This window comes from Nostoc sp. DedQUE07 (assembly GCF_034530975.2).
In the GTDB taxonomy this organism is placed as follows: Bacteria; Cyanobacteriota; Cyanobacteriia; order Cyanobacteriales; family Nostocaceae; genus Nostoc.
In genome coordinates this window covers 94057-110242 of record NZ_JAVRCC020000016.1, presented here as the reverse complement: position 1 = coordinate 110242, position 16186 = coordinate 94057, and the positions used below count along the sequence as shown (strand labels likewise).

The window sequence follows — 16186 nt, the reverse complement described above, 5'->3', positions numbered from 1 at the left end:
GATAAACACTCTTAAATTAGCTTTGATCCAAGCGCAGTACTGCCATAAAGGCTTCCTGGGGTACATCTACAGTACCTACAGATTTCATCCGCTTTTTACCTTTTGCTTGCTTCTGCAAAAGTTTTTTCTTGCGACTGATGTCACCACCGTAGCATTTGGCTAACACATCTTTACGCAAAGCAGGGATGTGTTCGCTGGCAATAACTTTACTGCCAATAGATGCCTGAATTGGCACTTTGAATTGATGGCGGGGAATTAGTTCCTTGAGTTTTTCGGCCATTGCCCGCCCGACGTTGTAAGCTTTATCTCGATGCACAATCATCGCCAAGGAATCGACGGGATCGCCGTTAATCATGATATCCAGCTTCACCAAAGGATTTTCACGGTAGCCAATGATGTGATATTCCATACTGGCGTAACCGCGCGATCGCGATTTCATCTGGTCAAAAAAGTCAGTTACAACTTCCGCCAAGGGTAGCTCATAAGTGAGGGTGGTTCGTCCTTGGGCAAGATATTTCATATCTTTGAAGATGCCCCGACGATTTTGTGACAACTCCATCAAGGTGCCAACATAAGTTTCCGGGGTAATCATCTCTACTTGGACGTAGGGTTCTTCAATTCTTTCGCGATCGTTGGGAGAAGGTAAACGGCTAGGATTATCGATGTACAGTTCCTCACCTTTGATGGTAATCACCTTATAAACCACCGAGGGGGCTGTAATGATTAAATCCAGGTTATACTCCCGCTCTAGACGTTCTTGGACAATTTCCATGTGCAGCAAACCCAAGAACCCGCAACGGAAACCAAACCCCATCGCGCTCGAAGTTTCTGGTTCGTAATGCAGCGCTGCATCGTTGAGTTCCAGCTTTTCCAAGGCTTCCCGCAAATCTTCAAATTGATCGGCATCAATGGGGAACATCCCACAAAAAACCATCGGGTTCGCTTCTGCGTAACCTGGTAAGGGTGCTTCCGCTTTCGCCTTACTAAGGGTAATTGTGTCTCCTACCCGTGCATCAGCTACAGCTTTAATTGCCGCTCCCAAATAGCCTACTTCCCCAGCGTGCAGTTCATCAACTTGCTTTTGAGTCGGAGAAAGAACGCCTAACTCATCAATTTCAAATTCTTTACCCGATGCCATTAAATGGATGCGATCGCCTTTTTTCACGGTGCCATCCATCACCCGGAAATACACAATTACTCCCCGGTAACTGTCGTAATAGCTATCAAAAATTAACGCTCGTAAGCGTTCATTTATCGTATTTGGCGGTGGCGGTATCCGCTCGACAACTGCTTCTAAAATCTCATCAATCCCAATTCCTTCTTTAGCAGAGGCTAGAATTGCCCCACTGCAATCTAGACCGATAATTTCTTCAATTTCGCCAATTACCCGTTCTGGTTCAGCCCCCGGCAAATCAATTTTATTCAAAACCGGGATAATTTCCAGGTTATTCTCTAACGCTAAATATACATTAGCCAAAGTTTGCGCTTCCACACCTTGGGACGCATCTACTACCAATAGCGCTCCTTCACAAGCAACAAGAGAGCGGGAGACTTCATAAGAGAAATCCACATGCCCCGGAGTATCAATCAAGTTCAGCACATACTGCTGACCATCCTTAGCTGTGTAGTTCATCCGGGCAGCTTGCAGCTTAATCGTAATGCCGCGCTCCCGTTCCAAATCCATATTGTCGAGAAACTGTTCCTTCATCTGTCGGTCTTCAACAGTGCCAGTAGCTTGTAGTAAGCGATCGGCGAGGGTTGATTTCCCGTGGTCGATGTGAGCAATAATACAAAAATTGCGAATGCGAACTGCGGGAACGTCAGTCATATACTATCTTTGCCTTAGCAGCAACCAAAGTTAAAAGGGCAATTTACTTAATGTATTTTAATGCTTTCTTTGCCAAGACGCTGCTTTTACTGGGGACTGGGGACTGGGGACTGGGTATTGGGTATTGGGTATTGGGTTTTGGGTATTGGGTTTTGGGTTTTGGGGACTGGGGATTGGATAGTAGAAAAATTATTTCCCAGTTCCCAGTCCCCAGTTCCCAGTCCCCAATCCCCAGTCCCCTCTTCACCCCATCTTGAACTTTCGATCTAAATAGGTGGACATTTAAGAATATTATGAAGGTCTATTTGTCGCTGCTAGTATTCAACAGTTAGGAGCGTACAATAAATGTAAATAAGTACATCTAGGGATCGTGTCGAGATCGTGGGCAATTGCGACTGCTAATTGCCCGTAATCGCTGATTTATCAGCAAAATTTATAAAGCCATTGTCTAGTCAGTTATATGAAAAATGCGATTTAAAACTTAAAGCTGTTACTTTGGTGCTATTTCAGGGAATTATTGAACTGTGCCCTTGAAAATTTTTCAGCGAATTAGCCCAAATAATGAATATAACTACTTTACAAAGCTTTAGACAAAACCAATTCAAAGAATTCAGAGTATATAAACCTATGAATATGAGAGAGAAAACTACCAAAGCGGAAAATACACCAGCCGATAAGGTAGAAATTGCTGTCCGCCTAGACTCCGAGTTACTAGAGCAAATTCAGCATCTCACCAATGACCCAAGTAAAGTAATTGAGGTGGCGATTCGCCAGTGGTTACGGGGTGAACTCCTCAGAGATGACGAACTAACGCGTACGCCTGTGCGTACTCCTGTTCCTCCTCGCGGTGAATGGAACGATTAACGCCATTGCCATTATTTAACTGTCAATGCAAGTTAAAAAAAGTAAAGTTTGCCAATCTGGTTTTCAGAACAATAAAAAATACCCCATCAAACACAAAAAAGCTGTAAAAATTTATGTATAAATTTCAGCGGCTTTAGTAAAATTACGGTCGGATACCCTTTGTCTATCCAACTCAATTAATGACTATTACTGCCAATTCCCAATTGTCAAATGTATTTTCCCAAAATCTGGAATCTATTACCAGTAAGACTGATGGCTCATTACCAACTCTAGGAGCCGAGTTAGTTTATACGCAAGATGGGGCAGGGCGCTATCTGACCTTTTGTTGGCAGTACAGCGAACTCCTGGGGTTAAATACTGAAAAAATAGTTGACGAGCTGAACCAGACTCAAACCTTTGCCCCAGTGGATAAGGTTAGTTATTTGGAACGATTGCACCGAATTTTGACAAGTTTGGTGCCAGAAAGGTTTCAATGTTGGTTTAGCTATCAGAAAGAATTATTTGAGTTGGACTTAGCGATCAGTCCGATTATGCCGAGTTTGGGAACCACTGCCACTACCGTTTTAGTGATGGGACGCTTAATACAAGCGACACTCAACAAAAAACAAGCGCGCGTGGCATCAAAAACGCCCACACAAATAGAGTTGGCTTTGCGATCGCAGCAACACCAAAAATTGGTAAATCGCATTACCAGAAATATTCGCCGGACATTAGATTTAGATATTATTTGGCAGCAAACAGTTGACAGTTTGGGGAAAGCACTGCGGCTAGAACGCTGCATTATTTGTCCTTATCAGCCCTCAAGCTCAAAAGTGCAGGTGAAGGCTGAGTATCGCCAGCCAGAACTCAAATCAATGCTTGGCTTGGACATAGATATAGCTTCTGAGCCTGCCTTTGCTCAAGCCTTGGCAACCCTAGAACCAGTTACGATGGAAGTGCCTGGATACAAAGAGTCTGGGCGGCAGAAAACTTTAGTAGTTGCGACTTGCTATCAAGACCAAGCCAATGGATTGGTTGCCTTGAATTGGCAGGATGAATGCTATACATTAACAGAATCGGAATTAGAACTGGCAAAAGAAGCAGCAGATCAATTGGGAACTGCGATCGCTCATGCTACTTTATATGAAGAATTAGAAATAGCGCGTCAAAAAGCCGAAGAAGCTTCCCGCCTCAAAAGTGAGTTTCTAGCTAATGTATCCCATGAAATTCGTACCCCCCTTAACGGTATGATTGGCTTTTTGAAGCTGATTTTGGAAGGGATGGCAGACGATCCAGAAGAACAAAATCAGTTTTTAGCAGAAGCTCACCACTTATCGATACATCTGCTGAATATCATCAACGATATTTTGGACATTGCCAAAATCGAAGCTGGTAAAATGGAGCTAGCTTACGCTCCAGTCAAGCTAGATGAGCTATTCAGTCATGTAGAAGGTTTCATGCGTCCCCAAGCAGAAATGAGAAACCTCAGCTTTCAGATGCAAATGCCTGCTACCTCTGATGAAATCATTGTCCAAAGCAACTACCAACGGTTGCTACAAGTGATGCTCAATTTGGTAGGTAATGCCATTAAATTTACTCATGAGGGTGGCGTCACTGTCAGCGCTGATTTAGTACTCAAAAAGGCGAATTTTCAGGTGAACTTTCAAGAGCAGCAATTTCCTGGCATGGTGAGAGTACGTGTGGCAGACACTGGTATTGGTGTTTCCTTAGATAAACAAGATAAATTGTTTCAATTATTCTCTCAGGTGGATGGTTCCCGGACTCGCCAGTACGGCGGCACAGGTTTGGGACTGGCAATATCCCAAAAGCTAGTGGAGGCAATGGGCGGTGAGGTACATTTTTATAGTTTGGGCGAAGGACTTGGTTCAACAGTCACATTCACCGTGCCACTATATCAACAACCAGTCATGGTTTCGTCTAATGATAGCGACTCAACAAGTAGTGCTGAATGTTAGTCATTAGTCATTAGTCATTGGTCATTAGTCATTTGGAAGATTACCAGTACTGGGTTTTGAGTTTTAAACTTGAAAGTTTTTTAGTAATTATTATTTAATAACCATATTGGGCATGGGGATTGGGAAAAAACCTTCCTTATCCGTCACCTCCTGGCGTTCTCTTCAGGACTTTAACCGCTAAAGTAGAGTAGGAGGGCTTGCACGACAAATTGTTCAGCTAATCTAATATCAAGTTGCTAAAATCATCAGTGGTTTAGTCAAAAGTTATTAAAAACTGACACCTGACAATCTAGCGGCAATTAGATTTAGGATCGATTTAACAAAGCTGAAAAATAAAATTTTGGATAATGGTTAATGAGTAACCGCGCATCTGGCACAGAGATCATTAATGCCCCATGCCCCATGCCCAATCCCCCATCCCCAATGTCCATCATTAACTTAGCAGGTCTAAACTATGGAACTCACAATTGACAACGTTGAAACAGTCTTAGATGAAATGCGCCCTTATCTCATGTCTGATGGCGGCAATGTGGAACTAGTAGAACTCGATGGGCCTGTTGTAAAACTGCGCCTGCAAGGTGCGTGTGGTTCTTGCCCCAGTTCTGCAATGACCCTGAGAATGGGTATTGAGCGCCGCCTCAAGGAAATGATTCCCGAAATTGCAGAAATTGAGCAAGTGGTGTAAAAGTTAGGAGTTAGAAGTTAGGAGTTATGAGTTTGAATCAACTCCTAACTCCTTATTCTTAACTCCTAACTATTTCTATGTCCCATCCTCTCTACATCGCTTTTATCTGGCATCAACATCAGCCGCTGTACAAATCTCCTGGCAGCGGCGTTTCGCTATCTTCGAGTCAGCAGTACCGTCTTCCCTGGGTACGTTTGCATGGAACTAAAGATTATCTGGATTTAGTATTGCTTTTAGAGCGGTATCCTAAGTTACACCAAACGGTAAATTTAGTTCCATCGCTGATATTGCAACTCGAAGATTATATTGCTGGCACTGCTTTTGACCCTTATCTCACAGCCAGTTTGACACCGGATGAGCAACTTACCCAGCAACAGCGCGAATTTATTATCCAACACTTTTTTGATGCTAATCACCATACCCTGATCGATCCGCATCCCCGCTATGCCGAGTTGTACCAGCAAAGGCAGGATAAGGGGCAAGCTTGGTGTTTAGCAAATTGGGAATTGCCAGATTATGGTGATTTGCTAGCTTGGCACAATTTGGCTTGGATCGATCCGCTGTTTTGGGATGACCCGGAAATTGCTGCTTGGTTAAAACAGGGACGGAATTTTACTTTAAGCGATCGCCAGCGCATTTATTCCAAACAGCGAGAAATCTTGAGCCGGATTATCCCCCAACATCGGAAAATGCAGGAAGCGGGGCAGCTAGAAGTTACCACCACGCCTTATACTCACCCGATTTTACCGTTGCTAGCTGATACTAACTCCGGTCGGGTAGCTGTGCCCAATATGACACTACCGAAGCAACGCTTTCAATGGGCAGAAGATATCCCCCGCCACTTGCGGAAAGCTTGGGACTTATATAAAGACCGCTTTGGGCAGATACCTCGTGGTTTATGGCCTTCAGAACAATCAGTAAGTCCAGCAATACTTCCAGATATTATTAACCAAGGATATAAGTGGATATGCTCAGATGAAGCCGTCTTAGGGTGGACGCTGAAACACCTTTTTCATCGGGATGGGGCGGGGAATGTGGAGCAACCAGAATTGTTGTATCGACCCTATCGCCTGCAAACCGCCGAGGGTGACTTGTCAATTGTGTTTCGCGACCACAGATTATCAGACTTGATTGGTTTTACTTATGGTGCAATGCCTGCAAAAAAGGCAGCAGCAGATTTAGTGGGACATTTGCAAGCGATCGCTAAAAAGCAAAGAGATAGTCATAGCGAACAACCTTGGCTAGTTACCATCGCCTTAGATGGAGAAAATTGCTGGGAATTTTATTCCCAAGATGGCAAACCATTCTTAGAAGCTTTATATCAAAGTTTGAGCGATGAACCCCACCTCAAACTCGTTACTGTCTCCGAATTTCTGGAAGAATTTCCAGCCACAGCCACTATTCCCGGAGGGCAACTACATAGCGGTTCTTGGGTAGATGGCAGTTTCACCACCTGGATCGGCGATCCCGCCAAAAATCGTGCTTGGGATTACTTGACAGAAGCAAGGAAAATGCTTGCAAGTCATCCCGAAGCGACGGAAGAAAATAACCCCGAAGCATGGGAAGCATTGTATGCCGCAGAGGGTTCCGACTGGTTTTGGTGGTTTGGTGCAGGACACTCCTCAAATCAGGATGCCATTTTTGATCGGTTGTTTCGAGAACATCTGTTTGGCATTTACAAGGCATTAAATGAACCTATACCGCCCTATCTCAAGCAACCAGTGGAAATCCATGCAGCACAAGCAAACCACACCCCACAAGGGTTTATTCACCCCGTCATTGATGGTAAGGGTGACGAACAAGATTGGGACAAAGCTGGACGCATAGAAATCGGCGGGGCGCGGGGGACGATGCATAACAGCAGTGTTATCCAGCGACTTTGGTACGGGGTCGATCACTTAAATTTCTATTTACGGTTGGACTTTAAAAGTGGCGCTGCACCAGGACGGGATTTGCCAACAGAATTGAATTTGTTGTGGTTCTATCCAGAAAAAACAATGGTTAACAGCCCAATTCCCTTGGCAGATGTACCAGATGCAGCCCCACTTAATTACCATTTCCACCATCTTTTAGAAGTTAACTTGCTGACGCAATCGATTCAGTTTCGGGAAGCGGGAGACAATCATCAATGGCATCCCCGTTTCAGTCGCGCTCAAGTAGCAATAAATAGTTGTTTAGAGTTGGCAGTACCGTGGGCAGACTTGCAAGTTCCGCCAGATTATCCTCTGCGTCTGATTTTGGTGCTTGCAGATGAAGGGCGTTTTTCCAACTATTTGCCAGAAAATGCTTTGATTCCCATTGAGGTGCCTTAACATTTAATATTTTTGGTGTTATACCATTTCACGAAATACCTATTAGGGGCGTACATCTGTATGCCTCTACAGATGATTCATTGTGTTGCAAAGATTTTTGAAAATCATATTTAATTTTTTTAGTTTTAAATATATTTGGCTATATTCAAACTATATATTTAGACTAAGCTTTGAGAACGGAGAGGGGGGGATTCGAACCCCCGTTAAGTTTCCCTAAACAGACTTTCCAGGTCTGCGCCTTAAACCACTCGGCCACCTCTCCAGGTGTCACAAGTTACGATCGTACTATAAAATCCCAGAAAATGCAAAGATAAGAAAGATATTTTAGATTAAATCTGATAGTCCTAATCCGAAAACGCAAATCCAGATGTCCCGTACATACACAATAAAAGTTCGCGATCGCGCCACTGGCAAAACACACACCCTACAAGTGCCAGAAGACCGCTACATCCTGCACACTGGCGAAAAACAAGGGGTAGAACTACCGTTTTCCTGTCGCAACGGGGCTTGCACTGCTTGTGCTGTGAGAGTGTTATCAGGAGAAATTTACCAACCAGAAGCGATCGGCTTGTCGCCAGATTTACGTCAGCAAGGTTATGCCTTGTTGTGTGTGAGTTACCCCCGTTCTGACTTGGAAGTGGAGACGCAAGATGAAGATGAAGTCTACGAACTTCAGTTTGGACGCTATTTTGCTAGGGGAAGAGTTAAAGCGGGTTTACCCTTAGATGAGGAATAAACAATTGAATAAGGCAGGGGGCAGGAGGCAGGGGGAAAGAGGTTCTGCTCGGTATATGCAGCGACCATAGGAGAATTTTTGATGGTTGTGCGTCTTGGTGAGTGGGTGCAAAAAATAGCTATTTTGGCTTGTTTATTGCTCTTGGTGAGTTGCCAAGGCAAGAACCAGCTGCCAAACAATGAAGCCCAAGTGAAAGTAGCGCGGGTAGTTAGTGGGCAAAGTTTGGAAGTTTTGGGCATGGCTGAACAACCAAATTTGATTTCCCAAGTGCGGTTAGTGGGAGTTGATGCACCAGATTTGCGACAGCGCCCTTGGGGGGAAGCAGCAAAAGAACAGTTAGAGAATCTAATTGGTGGTGTAGAAGAATCGGTAACGCTGGAGTTTGATTTAGAAGCAAAAGACAAAATCGGGCGAACTCTAGCTTATGTGTGGAAAAATAAGGTGTTATTGAATGAAGAATTAGTCAAACAAGGGAATGCAATGTTTGTAGGGCGATCGCCTAACCACAAATATGACCTGCGTTTAGAACGTGCCCAACAATGGGCTAGACTCATGGGGCAAGGAATCTGGAACCCAGAAAAACCCATGCGCCTCACTCCCGCCGAGTTTCGCCGCCAAAATCTTTGAGGACTGGGGACTGGGGACTGGGGATTGGGGACTAGGAACTAGGAACTAAAGGGAAATAAACCAATGCCCCATGCCCAATAATAAATGCCCAATGACAAATGACAAATGACAAATGACAAATTTACAAATTTTTCTAGATATTGCTACAGAAGCGGCCTTGGCTGCTGGTGCTATTTTGCAAGGTTACTTGGGTAAGTTAGAAGATGCAATTATTGAAAAAGGACGCCCTGGTGATTTAGTCACGGCTGCTGATAAAGCTTCAGAAGAGTTGATTTTAGAAATTTTGCGTGGCCACTTTCCCCAGCACTCGATCCTCGCTGAAGAATCAGGGAAATTAGGTAATCAACAGAATGAGTACCTTTGGGCAATAGATCCTCTTGATGGCACAACCAACTACGCTCATCAATACCCATTCTTCGCCGTTTCCATCGGGCTGTTAATTAATGGCGTTCCCCAAGTTGGTGTAATTTATGACCCATTTCACAATGAGCTATTCCGGGCTGCTGCTGGCTTAGGGGCAACGCGTAACCGTCAGCGGATCGAGGTTTCAGTAACATCTGAACTGAATAAAAGCCTACTAGTAACAGGATTTGCCTACGATCGCCGCGAAACCTCTGATAACAACTACGCAGAATTTACTCATCTTACCCATCTTACCCAAGGAGTTAGACGTAGCGGTTCGGCATCGCTAGATTTGGCGTATGTTGCCTGTGGACGTGTCGATGGTTACTGGGAACGGGGACTTTCTCCTTGGGATATTGCTGCCGGGATAATTTTGGTACAAGAAGCCGGGGGCAGAATCACAGCCTACGATGGTACTGCTGTCAAAATTGAGTCTGGTAGAATTCTTGCCACAAATAGTTATATTCACGACTCTCTCAGTCACGAACTTTTACGGGTTCCACCACTGTCAGCTTGGGTGTAGCAGATGGGGGCTTTCTCTACGACTTTGGGTACACTAAAAGCAATCTAACTGCTCCTTTGGTGCAAAAACTCTATATGTCTTTCAAAATAGATCGTGGACTATTTAAATATGATTTCATAGATCATCACGCAGTGCTGTGCGTTGCAGTTGATGCCGATGTTAAAGAGATTCGCAAACGCTATCTCCAAGTCGCCCGCCGTTTGCACCCAGACAGTAGTCTTACTGAAACTGCTGCTCAAAAACATCTCGGTAACGAATTGTTATCAAAGCTGGTTAACCCGGCTTACGAAAAACTCTCTGGCGATCGCACTCGCACTGAATATATTCTAATTTTGTCGCAAATTGGCAAGCGTCTGGTACAAGAATCGACTTCGGTAACTCTCAATACTGACTTGGCTAAACAGTTAGTTGAGGCAGCTAATATCGATCATTTTTATAAAACTGCGATCGCAAAACTAGCCCAAACTCAATATGATTCTTTAGAACAAGCACTGCAAGTTATTGCCCAAGCTAGTGAGTTGAATTTAGTGTATTTAATGCGGAGTGCGGGTAAAGCATCCGCCGCGCCGCTACCTGCTCAACCCAAAGTCCAATCAAGTACACCTCAGCCAAACACACCAAAAAATACACCAGCAGCAGCACCAGCGCCACCAAAAGAAGACTTGATTGTAGAACAGTATATTCGTCGCGCTCAATCTTTGATTGACAAAAACCAATTTGCCCCAGCCAAAGTAGAGTTGCAAGAGGCCCTGAAGCTAGAACCAAAGAATAGTCGCTGTCATAGCTTAATTGCAATGGTGTATTTGAAGCAAAATCAGCTAAAAATGGCCAAAATCCACTTTGACAACGCTCTCAAATTAGACCCCACTGACGAAACGGCTCTGCAATGGAAACCTAAAATAGATAAGGCTTTAGGACAACAACCTAGCGATCAGAAGGTGACTTCATCCCCCAATAATGGAGATAAGCAACCAGATAAATCTGGTAGTGGTTTGTTCGGTGGTTTGTTTGGTGGGAAGAAAAAATAATGGTGTATCAACCAGCAGCGGGAGCCAGGGATTTATTGCCCTTGGATGTGGAGAAAAAACGCTGGATTGAAGATCGGTTACAGCAGGTGTTTCATCGCTGGGGATATCACAGGATTATCACCTCGACTTTGGAGCGGATGGATACCCTGATGGCGGGGGAAGCAATCCAGCGTCAAATGGTGATTCAACTACAACAAAACGGTGAAGATGATGAATTGGGGCTACGTCCAGAATTAACAGCATCTATTGCTCGTACTGTTGTGACTCGGATGGCTGGTGTTACTTATCCCCAACGGTTGTATTACAACGCCAATGTGTTTCGTCGCACTTGGGAAAGTAGGCATAATCGCCAGCAAGAGTTTTATCAAGCTGGGGTGGAGTTGTTAGGTGCTGGTGGATTGCTGGCGAATGCGGAAGTGCTGCTATTAGTCGCAGATTGTTTAGCAGCACTGGGTTTGCAGGGATGGCATTTAATTTTGGGTGAGGCGGGAATTACCCGATCGCTCCTGAGTGCCTTTCCTGCTAATTTACAGGATCGAGTTCGCAGTGCGATCGCTCATCTTGACCGCATCACCATAGATAATTTACCTCTAAGTGACAAACTGCGCGATCGCGCCCAAATCATCATGGATTTGCGTGGATCAAGTGCAGACGTGTTGCAAAAAGTTAGTAGTCTGGATTTAGATGAAGAACAGCGAGAGGCAGTGAATAACCTCAAATCCCTAGTAGAATTACTAGAATCAGAGAAAAAACTTCCGTTAATCCTCGACCTCAGCCTGATCCAAACCATAGATTACTATACTGGTATCGTCTTTGAAGTTGTCAACGATACTGAATCCCAAACCAGAGTTTTAGGGCGTGGTGGTCGCTATGACCAGCTTTTGGGGCTATATCATCCTCAAGGAGAAAACATTCCCGGAATTGGTTTTGGACTAAGTATCGAAGATTTATACCAAGTTCTGTTGTCTACCCAGCAATTACCACAAGAAACTCCAGCGACTGACTGGTTGGTAGCACCAGAGACAGCTAGTGCTAACGCTGCCGCCTTTGTCTACGCACAAAAACTCCGAGATTCTACTGATTTGGTGCGAGTAGAAATTGACTTAGGGGGAAGAGATGCAGAGGCAATTCGCCAATATGCAAGCGATCGCCGCATTGCCCAAATTGCCTGGATCAAAGCTGATGGTTCACCAAAAATAGAACCATTGCATTAAGTGAGTGGGGGATTGGGCATGGGGCATTAGGAGTGCTGAGTGCTGAGTGCTGAGTGCTGAGTGCTGAGTTAGGAGTTAGGAGTTAGGAGTTAAAGAGTTAAGAGTTAGGAGTTAGGAGTTTTGTTTATCTCCTTGTCCCCTTGTCTCCCCTGCCCCCCTGCTCCCCTGCCCTCCCCTCCCCTGCTAGGCTAGAAATAGCCGATACAGAAAAGAGGGAATCGAGAACATGCCGCATACAATTGTTACAGAAGTCTGTGAAGGCGTAGCTGACTGCGTAGATGCTTGTCCAGTAGCTTGTATTCATGATGGCCCAGGCAAAAACACCAAGGGAACTGATTGGTACTGGATTGACTTTGCCACTTGCATCGACTGTGGCATCTGTCTCCAAGTTTGCCCTGTAGAAGGGGCGATTCTTCCAGAAGAACGACCAGAGTTGCAAAAAACCCCACAATAGTCCATAGTCAACAGTCAATAGTCAATAGTTATGTTTGACTTGACTGTTGACCAATGACCAATGACAAATGACCAATGACTAATGACTATTTATTAGAAGTTCAAAATGTTCGCGCCGGATACATCAAAGATGTAGATATCCTGCAAGGTGTGAATTTTCAGGTTGCACCAGGAGAATTGGTGACAGTGATTGGCCCCAACGGTGCAGGTAAATCTACTTTGGCAAAAGCAATTTTTGGGCTTTTGATCCCCCACACAGGCACAATTACTTTCAAAGGTGAAAATATCGTGGGGCTAAAGTCCAATCAAATTGTCCAACGAGGAATGTGCTACGTACCGCAAATCGCCAATGTTTTCCCTTCTCTAAGTGTTGAAGAGAATTTGGAGATGGGTGCTTTTGTGCTTAACACTCCCCTGAAACCAATTAAAGATAAAATATTTACTATGTTTCCGAGATTAAGCGATCGCCGTCGTCAACGCGCTGGTACTCTCTCTGGAGGAGAACGCCAGATGCTAGCGATGGGCAAAGCTTTGATGTTGGAACCTGGTTTGCTGATTTTAGATGAGCCATCTGCTGCTTTGTCGCCGATTTTGGTGACACAAGTGTTCGAGCAGATTAAACAAATTAATCAGGCAGGTACTGCAATCGTATTAGTTGAACAAAATGCCCGTAAAGCTTTAGAGATGGCTAATCGTGGATATGTATTAGAATCGGGACGTGATGCGATCTCCGGCCCTGGTGAAGAATTGTTGAATGACCCGAAAGTGGGTGAGCTATATCTGGGAGCAGGTAAGAGACATTAACCCTTTTTTATCACTCTTGCCCCATTCAACATAACACCAGCTTAATATCGGAGCTTCACCAGTCTATAGCGATGACTAGGTTGGGCTGCGCCGACGCTATCTATAACTAATACAAAAGCCATAACATTACCTGCCACTGCCGCGACCGTCGTTTTCGATGCTCAAAGAATTCTCCCTAATAATCCGTTTCTGATCACATCTACAGCTAGTCGAGAGGCAAAACAGGACATTCATTCAGGAAAAACTGACTAAAATCTAAATTACCCGGATTTACCAAAATCCCATTCGCAATGACGCTCTCTACGAGACGCTAAAAGCGTAGCTTGCAACTCTTACAGAGTACGCAGACTCGCTAACGCAATTCTGAATTACGTCATGGATGGGTATTTAGACCCCAACCATAAATTAACGTGAGTTCGATGAACCTCTCCCCAACCCCTCTCCGAGGCACAGAGGGGCAGAAATATTTTTAGTTGACAACGAAAAAATTAGGGTTTCAAAGCCTCTCTCCCTGTGGGGGAGAGGAATGGAAGTGGGGTTTTTAGAGCCGTCGAACTCACGTTATAGCACAAGCCTTGGTGGTTAGGACATTAACAGATGATAAAACTTAGACACAACAAGACTTTTCACCCAATCCCCAGTCACCAGTCCCCAGTCCCTTGCTATAAATTAAATGTATAGGTATCCAAAAATATATCGGTGGAATTAAAGAATCTGGACGGACTATTCGCCGTCATAGCAGTTTTTATATTGGATTATATGGATGGATATAAAAGATTCCTACGAATTAGTTGCCGAATTATTTATACTAAGTACTAAAAATCACCAGTACTACCAACAAGGACAAAGGGCGATGAGGCTTCTTTTATCTTGCATCCTAGCCCAAGTTGTAGCCCCGTAAGCTTGCACAGAGACGTAAAGGACAGAAAATAAACTTTCTAGATTCTCAGCGTCTCTGGGATTATTGTTATCTTGGGCGTCCCAATGTAGTGATATATAGAACAGCTTCATCAGCAGGAATGCCTAAAACTTCATTTACTTGGTCGTCAAAGAATCCACCGATACCACTGACGCCGACATTCAGGTGCATTGCTGCTAAATTCAGGCGTTGTCCCAAATGACCGGCATCCATGTGTAAGTAACGGTAAACGCGATCGCCATATTGTGCGATCGCAGCTTTCAAATCGGCTGTGTGAAATAATACCGCTGCCGCATCCCGTCCTAATTCTTGTCCCAAACAGAGAAAATGTAACTCTCGCCGAAAGTTTTTAAACCGGATTTGGCGTAATTCTTGGGCTTTGGGGGCGTAATAGTAACAACCCGCCTCCAGTCCTTTGACTCCGCAAACAGCAATGAATGTTTCGATTAAATTTAGATCGAAGTAGTCTGGAGAAATATCTAAACTTTGGTCGATGTAATTTTGCGGTTGGTAAGTGAAATCGAGTAAACTTTTCAATTCATCGAAGCTTAAATCATCACCATTGTAAGCGCGGGTAGAGCGTCGCTTATACATAGTGGTTTCCAGTTCTGATAGTTTTTGTCCCCAATTTATAGGTGCAGTGGTGGTGGGAATTTTTAAACAGAAAGGAAAATTGTATTTATCCTCTAAAGATTTTTCTTGTTTAATAGTTGGTAGATTAAGATTACCAGTTACACCTGATTGGATCTGGGTATGTTGATGGAAATATGTTAGTAGTTCGCCATCAGGGATTTGAGGATAACTGGTTTCAGTAGCCGAAGGTAAAGCAGTACATCCCAATGGTAAATTTTGATTAACATCTAATAAGTCTGCCAGAGGTAAGACAGCGATCGCACCTTCTTGTTGCGGATCGATATAAAGCAGATCGTTAACCGATTCATCGACAAAGCCGCCGATTAAATGGGGGCGATAATCAGTAACCGCACCAGCTAACTCGATATTACCCAACAGATGTCCCGTATCCAGAAAAATCCGACGGTAAGCCCGATCTTCATAGCGCCACGCAGAACGATAGAATACCGCGGTTACAATAATTGCCAATTGGGTATTTTCTAAAGAAGGATGCCAGAAACAAGCTGCTTGCAAAGTTTGCCAAACATCACTTTCCCAATAATGCATGAGAGAATGAGTTCGACACTGGTAGTTATATAGACCAGGCGGCAATAACGATGTACCACGCGAAACCACATACACCTCGGCAGGGTATAGTCCGCCTGCACTGGGAGCAGCGCGTAAATACACTGCACTACCCATAGAAGGCATTCTTGCTGTCAATCCATAACTACGAAACAATAGCCGTGAAAGTCTTTGCCACCACTGAGTATCTGGGTTATTAGCAAATGCCTCTGTTTTTTCTTGGATATAGGGTTTGAGATCAAAAGTAGAGCCAATTTTGTACTCTTTAAAGGGTACTGGCTGTTTAGTCCAGTCTAATCGCTGGTTTTTAGAGGCGAGAGTATCAGGGTTGTATTTAGTTCGTTCGTGATAATGCTGGGCAATTGATTGGTGTAATTCTGGCATAGTACTTTTAATATCCTTGGGGCATCCTTTTATTGATCTTGGCATTCATTAGCCTCATTATTTCGTGTCAATTGGTACAATCCTCAGAGTCATAAAGTGGTAAATGATAACAATTGAATTGGGCATTGGGTATTGGGCATTGGGCATTGGGCATTGGGCATGGGGCATGGGGCATGGGGAAGAGACAAGGTAGACAAGAAAAAAGGAAAAGACTTGTTCAATAATTCCCCCTTGTCCCCTTGTCCCCTTGTCTCC

13 protein-coding genes, 1 tRNA gene and 1 pseudogene are annotated in these 16186 nt (G+C 44.2%); 12 read left to right on the top strand and 3 right to left on the bottom strand.

From position 1 onward, the window contains the following. Positions 1-16: 16 nt before the first annotated feature. Positions 17-1828: a translation elongation factor 4 gene (gene lepA, locus RMZ95_RS15115; protein WP_322669522.1), complete on the bottom strand. Its 1812-nt coding sequence runs from the start codon at positions 1826-1828 to the stop codon at positions 17-19. 627 nt (positions 1829-2455) lie between these two features. Between lepA and RMZ95_RS15110 the strand changes: the two genes are divergently transcribed. The 4 genes from RMZ95_RS15110 to RMZ95_RS15095 all read left to right on the top strand — a co-directional run bounded on the left by RMZ95_RS15110 (position 2456) and on the right by RMZ95_RS15095 (position 7644). Continuing rightward, positions 2456-2692 carry a hypothetical protein gene (locus RMZ95_RS15110; RefSeq protein ID WP_094353260.1) on the top strand — a complete coding sequence of 79 codons (237 nt, stop codon included), beginning with the start codon at positions 2456-2458 and terminating at the stop codon, positions 2690-2692. 179 nt (positions 2693-2871) lie between these two features. Next, entirely contained in the window at positions 2872-4647 is a 1776-nt protein-coding gene (locus tag RMZ95_RS15105; RefSeq protein ID WP_322682542.1) for a sensor histidine kinase, read from the top strand. A 454-nt stretch (positions 4648-5101) separates the two neighbouring features. Beyond that, positions 5102-5332, top strand: coding sequence for a NifU family protein (locus RMZ95_RS15100; RefSeq protein WP_012408256.1), 231 nt, complete (start codon positions 5102-5104; stop codon positions 5330-5332). A gap of 77 nt (positions 5333-5409) precedes the next feature. Further along, positions 5410-7644: a glycoside hydrolase gene (locus tag RMZ95_RS15095; protein ID WP_322682543.1), complete on the top strand. Its 2235-nt coding sequence runs from the start codon at positions 5410-5412 to the stop codon at positions 7642-7644. Between the two features lie 177 nt (positions 7645-7821). Here RMZ95_RS15095 and RMZ95_RS15090 read toward each other — a convergent pair. Next, a tRNA-Ser gene (locus tag RMZ95_RS15090) sits at positions 7822-7906 on the bottom strand. A 105-nt stretch (positions 7907-8011) separates the two neighbouring features. Here RMZ95_RS15090 and RMZ95_RS15085 point away from each other — a divergent pair. From RMZ95_RS15085 to RMZ95_RS15050, 8 genes and pseudogenes are all read left to right on the top strand, one after another. Next, positions 8012-8380 (top strand): 2Fe-2S iron-sulfur cluster-binding protein, encoded by a 369-nt coding sequence (locus RMZ95_RS15085; RefSeq protein ID WP_322682544.1) that lies wholly within the window; start codon positions 8012-8014, stop codon positions 8378-8380. Positions 8381-8461: 81 nt separating this feature from the next. Continuing rightward, the gene (locus tag RMZ95_RS15080) at positions 8462-9007 is read left to right on the top strand and encodes a thermonuclease family protein (RefSeq protein ID WP_322682545.1); all 546 of its coding nucleotides are present in this window, start codon (positions 8462-8464) and stop codon (positions 9005-9007) included. Positions 9008-9119: 112 nt separating this feature from the next. Next, positions 9120-9932 (top strand): inositol monophosphatase family protein, encoded by an 813-nt coding sequence (locus RMZ95_RS15075; RefSeq protein WP_322682546.1) that lies wholly within the window; start codon positions 9120-9122, stop codon positions 9930-9932. Positions 9933-10006: 74 nt separating this feature from the next. After that, complete coding sequence (locus RMZ95_RS15070; RefSeq protein ID WP_322682547.1) at positions 10007-10960, top strand: J domain-containing protein; 954 nt, start codon at positions 10007-10009, stop codon at positions 10958-10960. Beyond that, complete coding sequence (locus RMZ95_RS15065) at positions 10960-12174, top strand: ATP phosphoribosyltransferase regulatory subunit (protein ID WP_322682548.1); 1215 nt, start codon at positions 10960-10962, stop codon at positions 12172-12174. The genes RMZ95_RS15070 and RMZ95_RS15065 overlap by 1 nt, the downstream gene beginning before the upstream one ends. Before the next feature lie 226 nt (positions 12175-12400). Further along, complete coding sequence (locus RMZ95_RS15060; protein WP_322660386.1) at positions 12401-12628, top strand: ferredoxin family protein; 228 nt, start codon at positions 12401-12403, stop codon at positions 12626-12628. A gap of 74 nt (positions 12629-12702) precedes the next feature. Beyond that, on the top strand, positions 12703-13431 hold the full coding sequence (locus tag RMZ95_RS15055; RefSeq protein ID WP_322669515.1) for an ABC transporter ATP-binding protein: 729 nt from the start codon (positions 12703-12705) through the stop codon (positions 13429-13431). A gap of 668 nt (positions 13432-14099) precedes the next feature. Further along, positions 14100-14332, top strand: a pseudogene (locus RMZ95_RS15050) (IS4 family transposase); the annotation flags it as partial. Between the two features lie 66 nt (positions 14333-14398). Here RMZ95_RS15050 and RMZ95_RS15045 read toward each other — a convergent pair. Next, positions 14399-15931: a SagB/ThcOx family dehydrogenase gene (locus RMZ95_RS15045; protein ID WP_322669852.1), complete on the bottom strand. Its 1533-nt coding sequence runs from the start codon at positions 15929-15931 to the stop codon at positions 14399-14401. Positions 15932-16186: the final 255 nt, after the last annotated feature.

What these genes read in the sequence shown, in the direction of transcription:
- lepA (WP_322669522.1), bottom strand. Translation starts at nt 1,828, where the DNA reads ATGACTGACGTTCCCGCAGTTCGCATTCGCAATTTTTGTATTATTGCT.
- RMZ95_RS15110 (WP_094353260.1), top strand. Translation starts at nt 2,456, where the DNA reads ATGAATATGAGAGAGAAAACTACCAAAGCGGAAAATACACCAGCCGAT.
- RMZ95_RS15105 (WP_322682542.1), top strand. Translation starts at nt 2,872, where the DNA reads ATGACTATTACTGCCAATTCCCAATTGTCAAATGTATTTTCCCAAAAT.
- RMZ95_RS15100 (WP_012408256.1), top strand. Translation starts at nt 5,102, where the DNA reads ATGGAACTCACAATTGACAACGTTGAAACAGTCTTAGATGAAATGCGC.
- RMZ95_RS15095 (WP_322682543.1), top strand. Translation starts at nt 5,410, where the DNA reads ATGTCCCATCCTCTCTACATCGCTTTTATCTGGCATCAACATCAGCCG.
- RMZ95_RS15085 (WP_322682544.1), top strand. Translation starts at nt 8,012, where the DNA reads ATGTCCCGTACATACACAATAAAAGTTCGCGATCGCGCCACTGGCAAA.
- RMZ95_RS15080 (WP_322682545.1), top strand. Translation starts at nt 8,462, where the DNA reads ATGGTTGTGCGTCTTGGTGAGTGGGTGCAAAAAATAGCTATTTTGGCT.
- RMZ95_RS15075 (WP_322682546.1), top strand. Translation starts at nt 9,120, where the DNA reads ATGACAAATTTACAAATTTTTCTAGATATTGCTACAGAAGCGGCCTTG.
- RMZ95_RS15070 (WP_322682547.1), top strand. Translation starts at nt 10,007, where the DNA reads ATGTCTTTCAAAATAGATCGTGGACTATTTAAATATGATTTCATAGAT.
- RMZ95_RS15065 (WP_322682548.1), top strand. Translation starts at nt 10,960, where the DNA reads ATGGTGTATCAACCAGCAGCGGGAGCCAGGGATTTATTGCCCTTGGAT.
- RMZ95_RS15060 (WP_322660386.1), top strand. Translation starts at nt 12,401, where the DNA reads ATGCCGCATACAATTGTTACAGAAGTCTGTGAAGGCGTAGCTGACTGC.
- RMZ95_RS15055 (WP_322669515.1), top strand. Translation starts at nt 12,703, where the DNA reads ATGACTAATGACTATTTATTAGAAGTTCAAAATGTTCGCGCCGGATAC.
- RMZ95_RS15045 (WP_322669852.1), bottom strand. Translation starts at nt 15,931, where the DNA reads ATGCCAGAATTACACCAATCAATTGCCCAGCATTATCACGAACGAACT.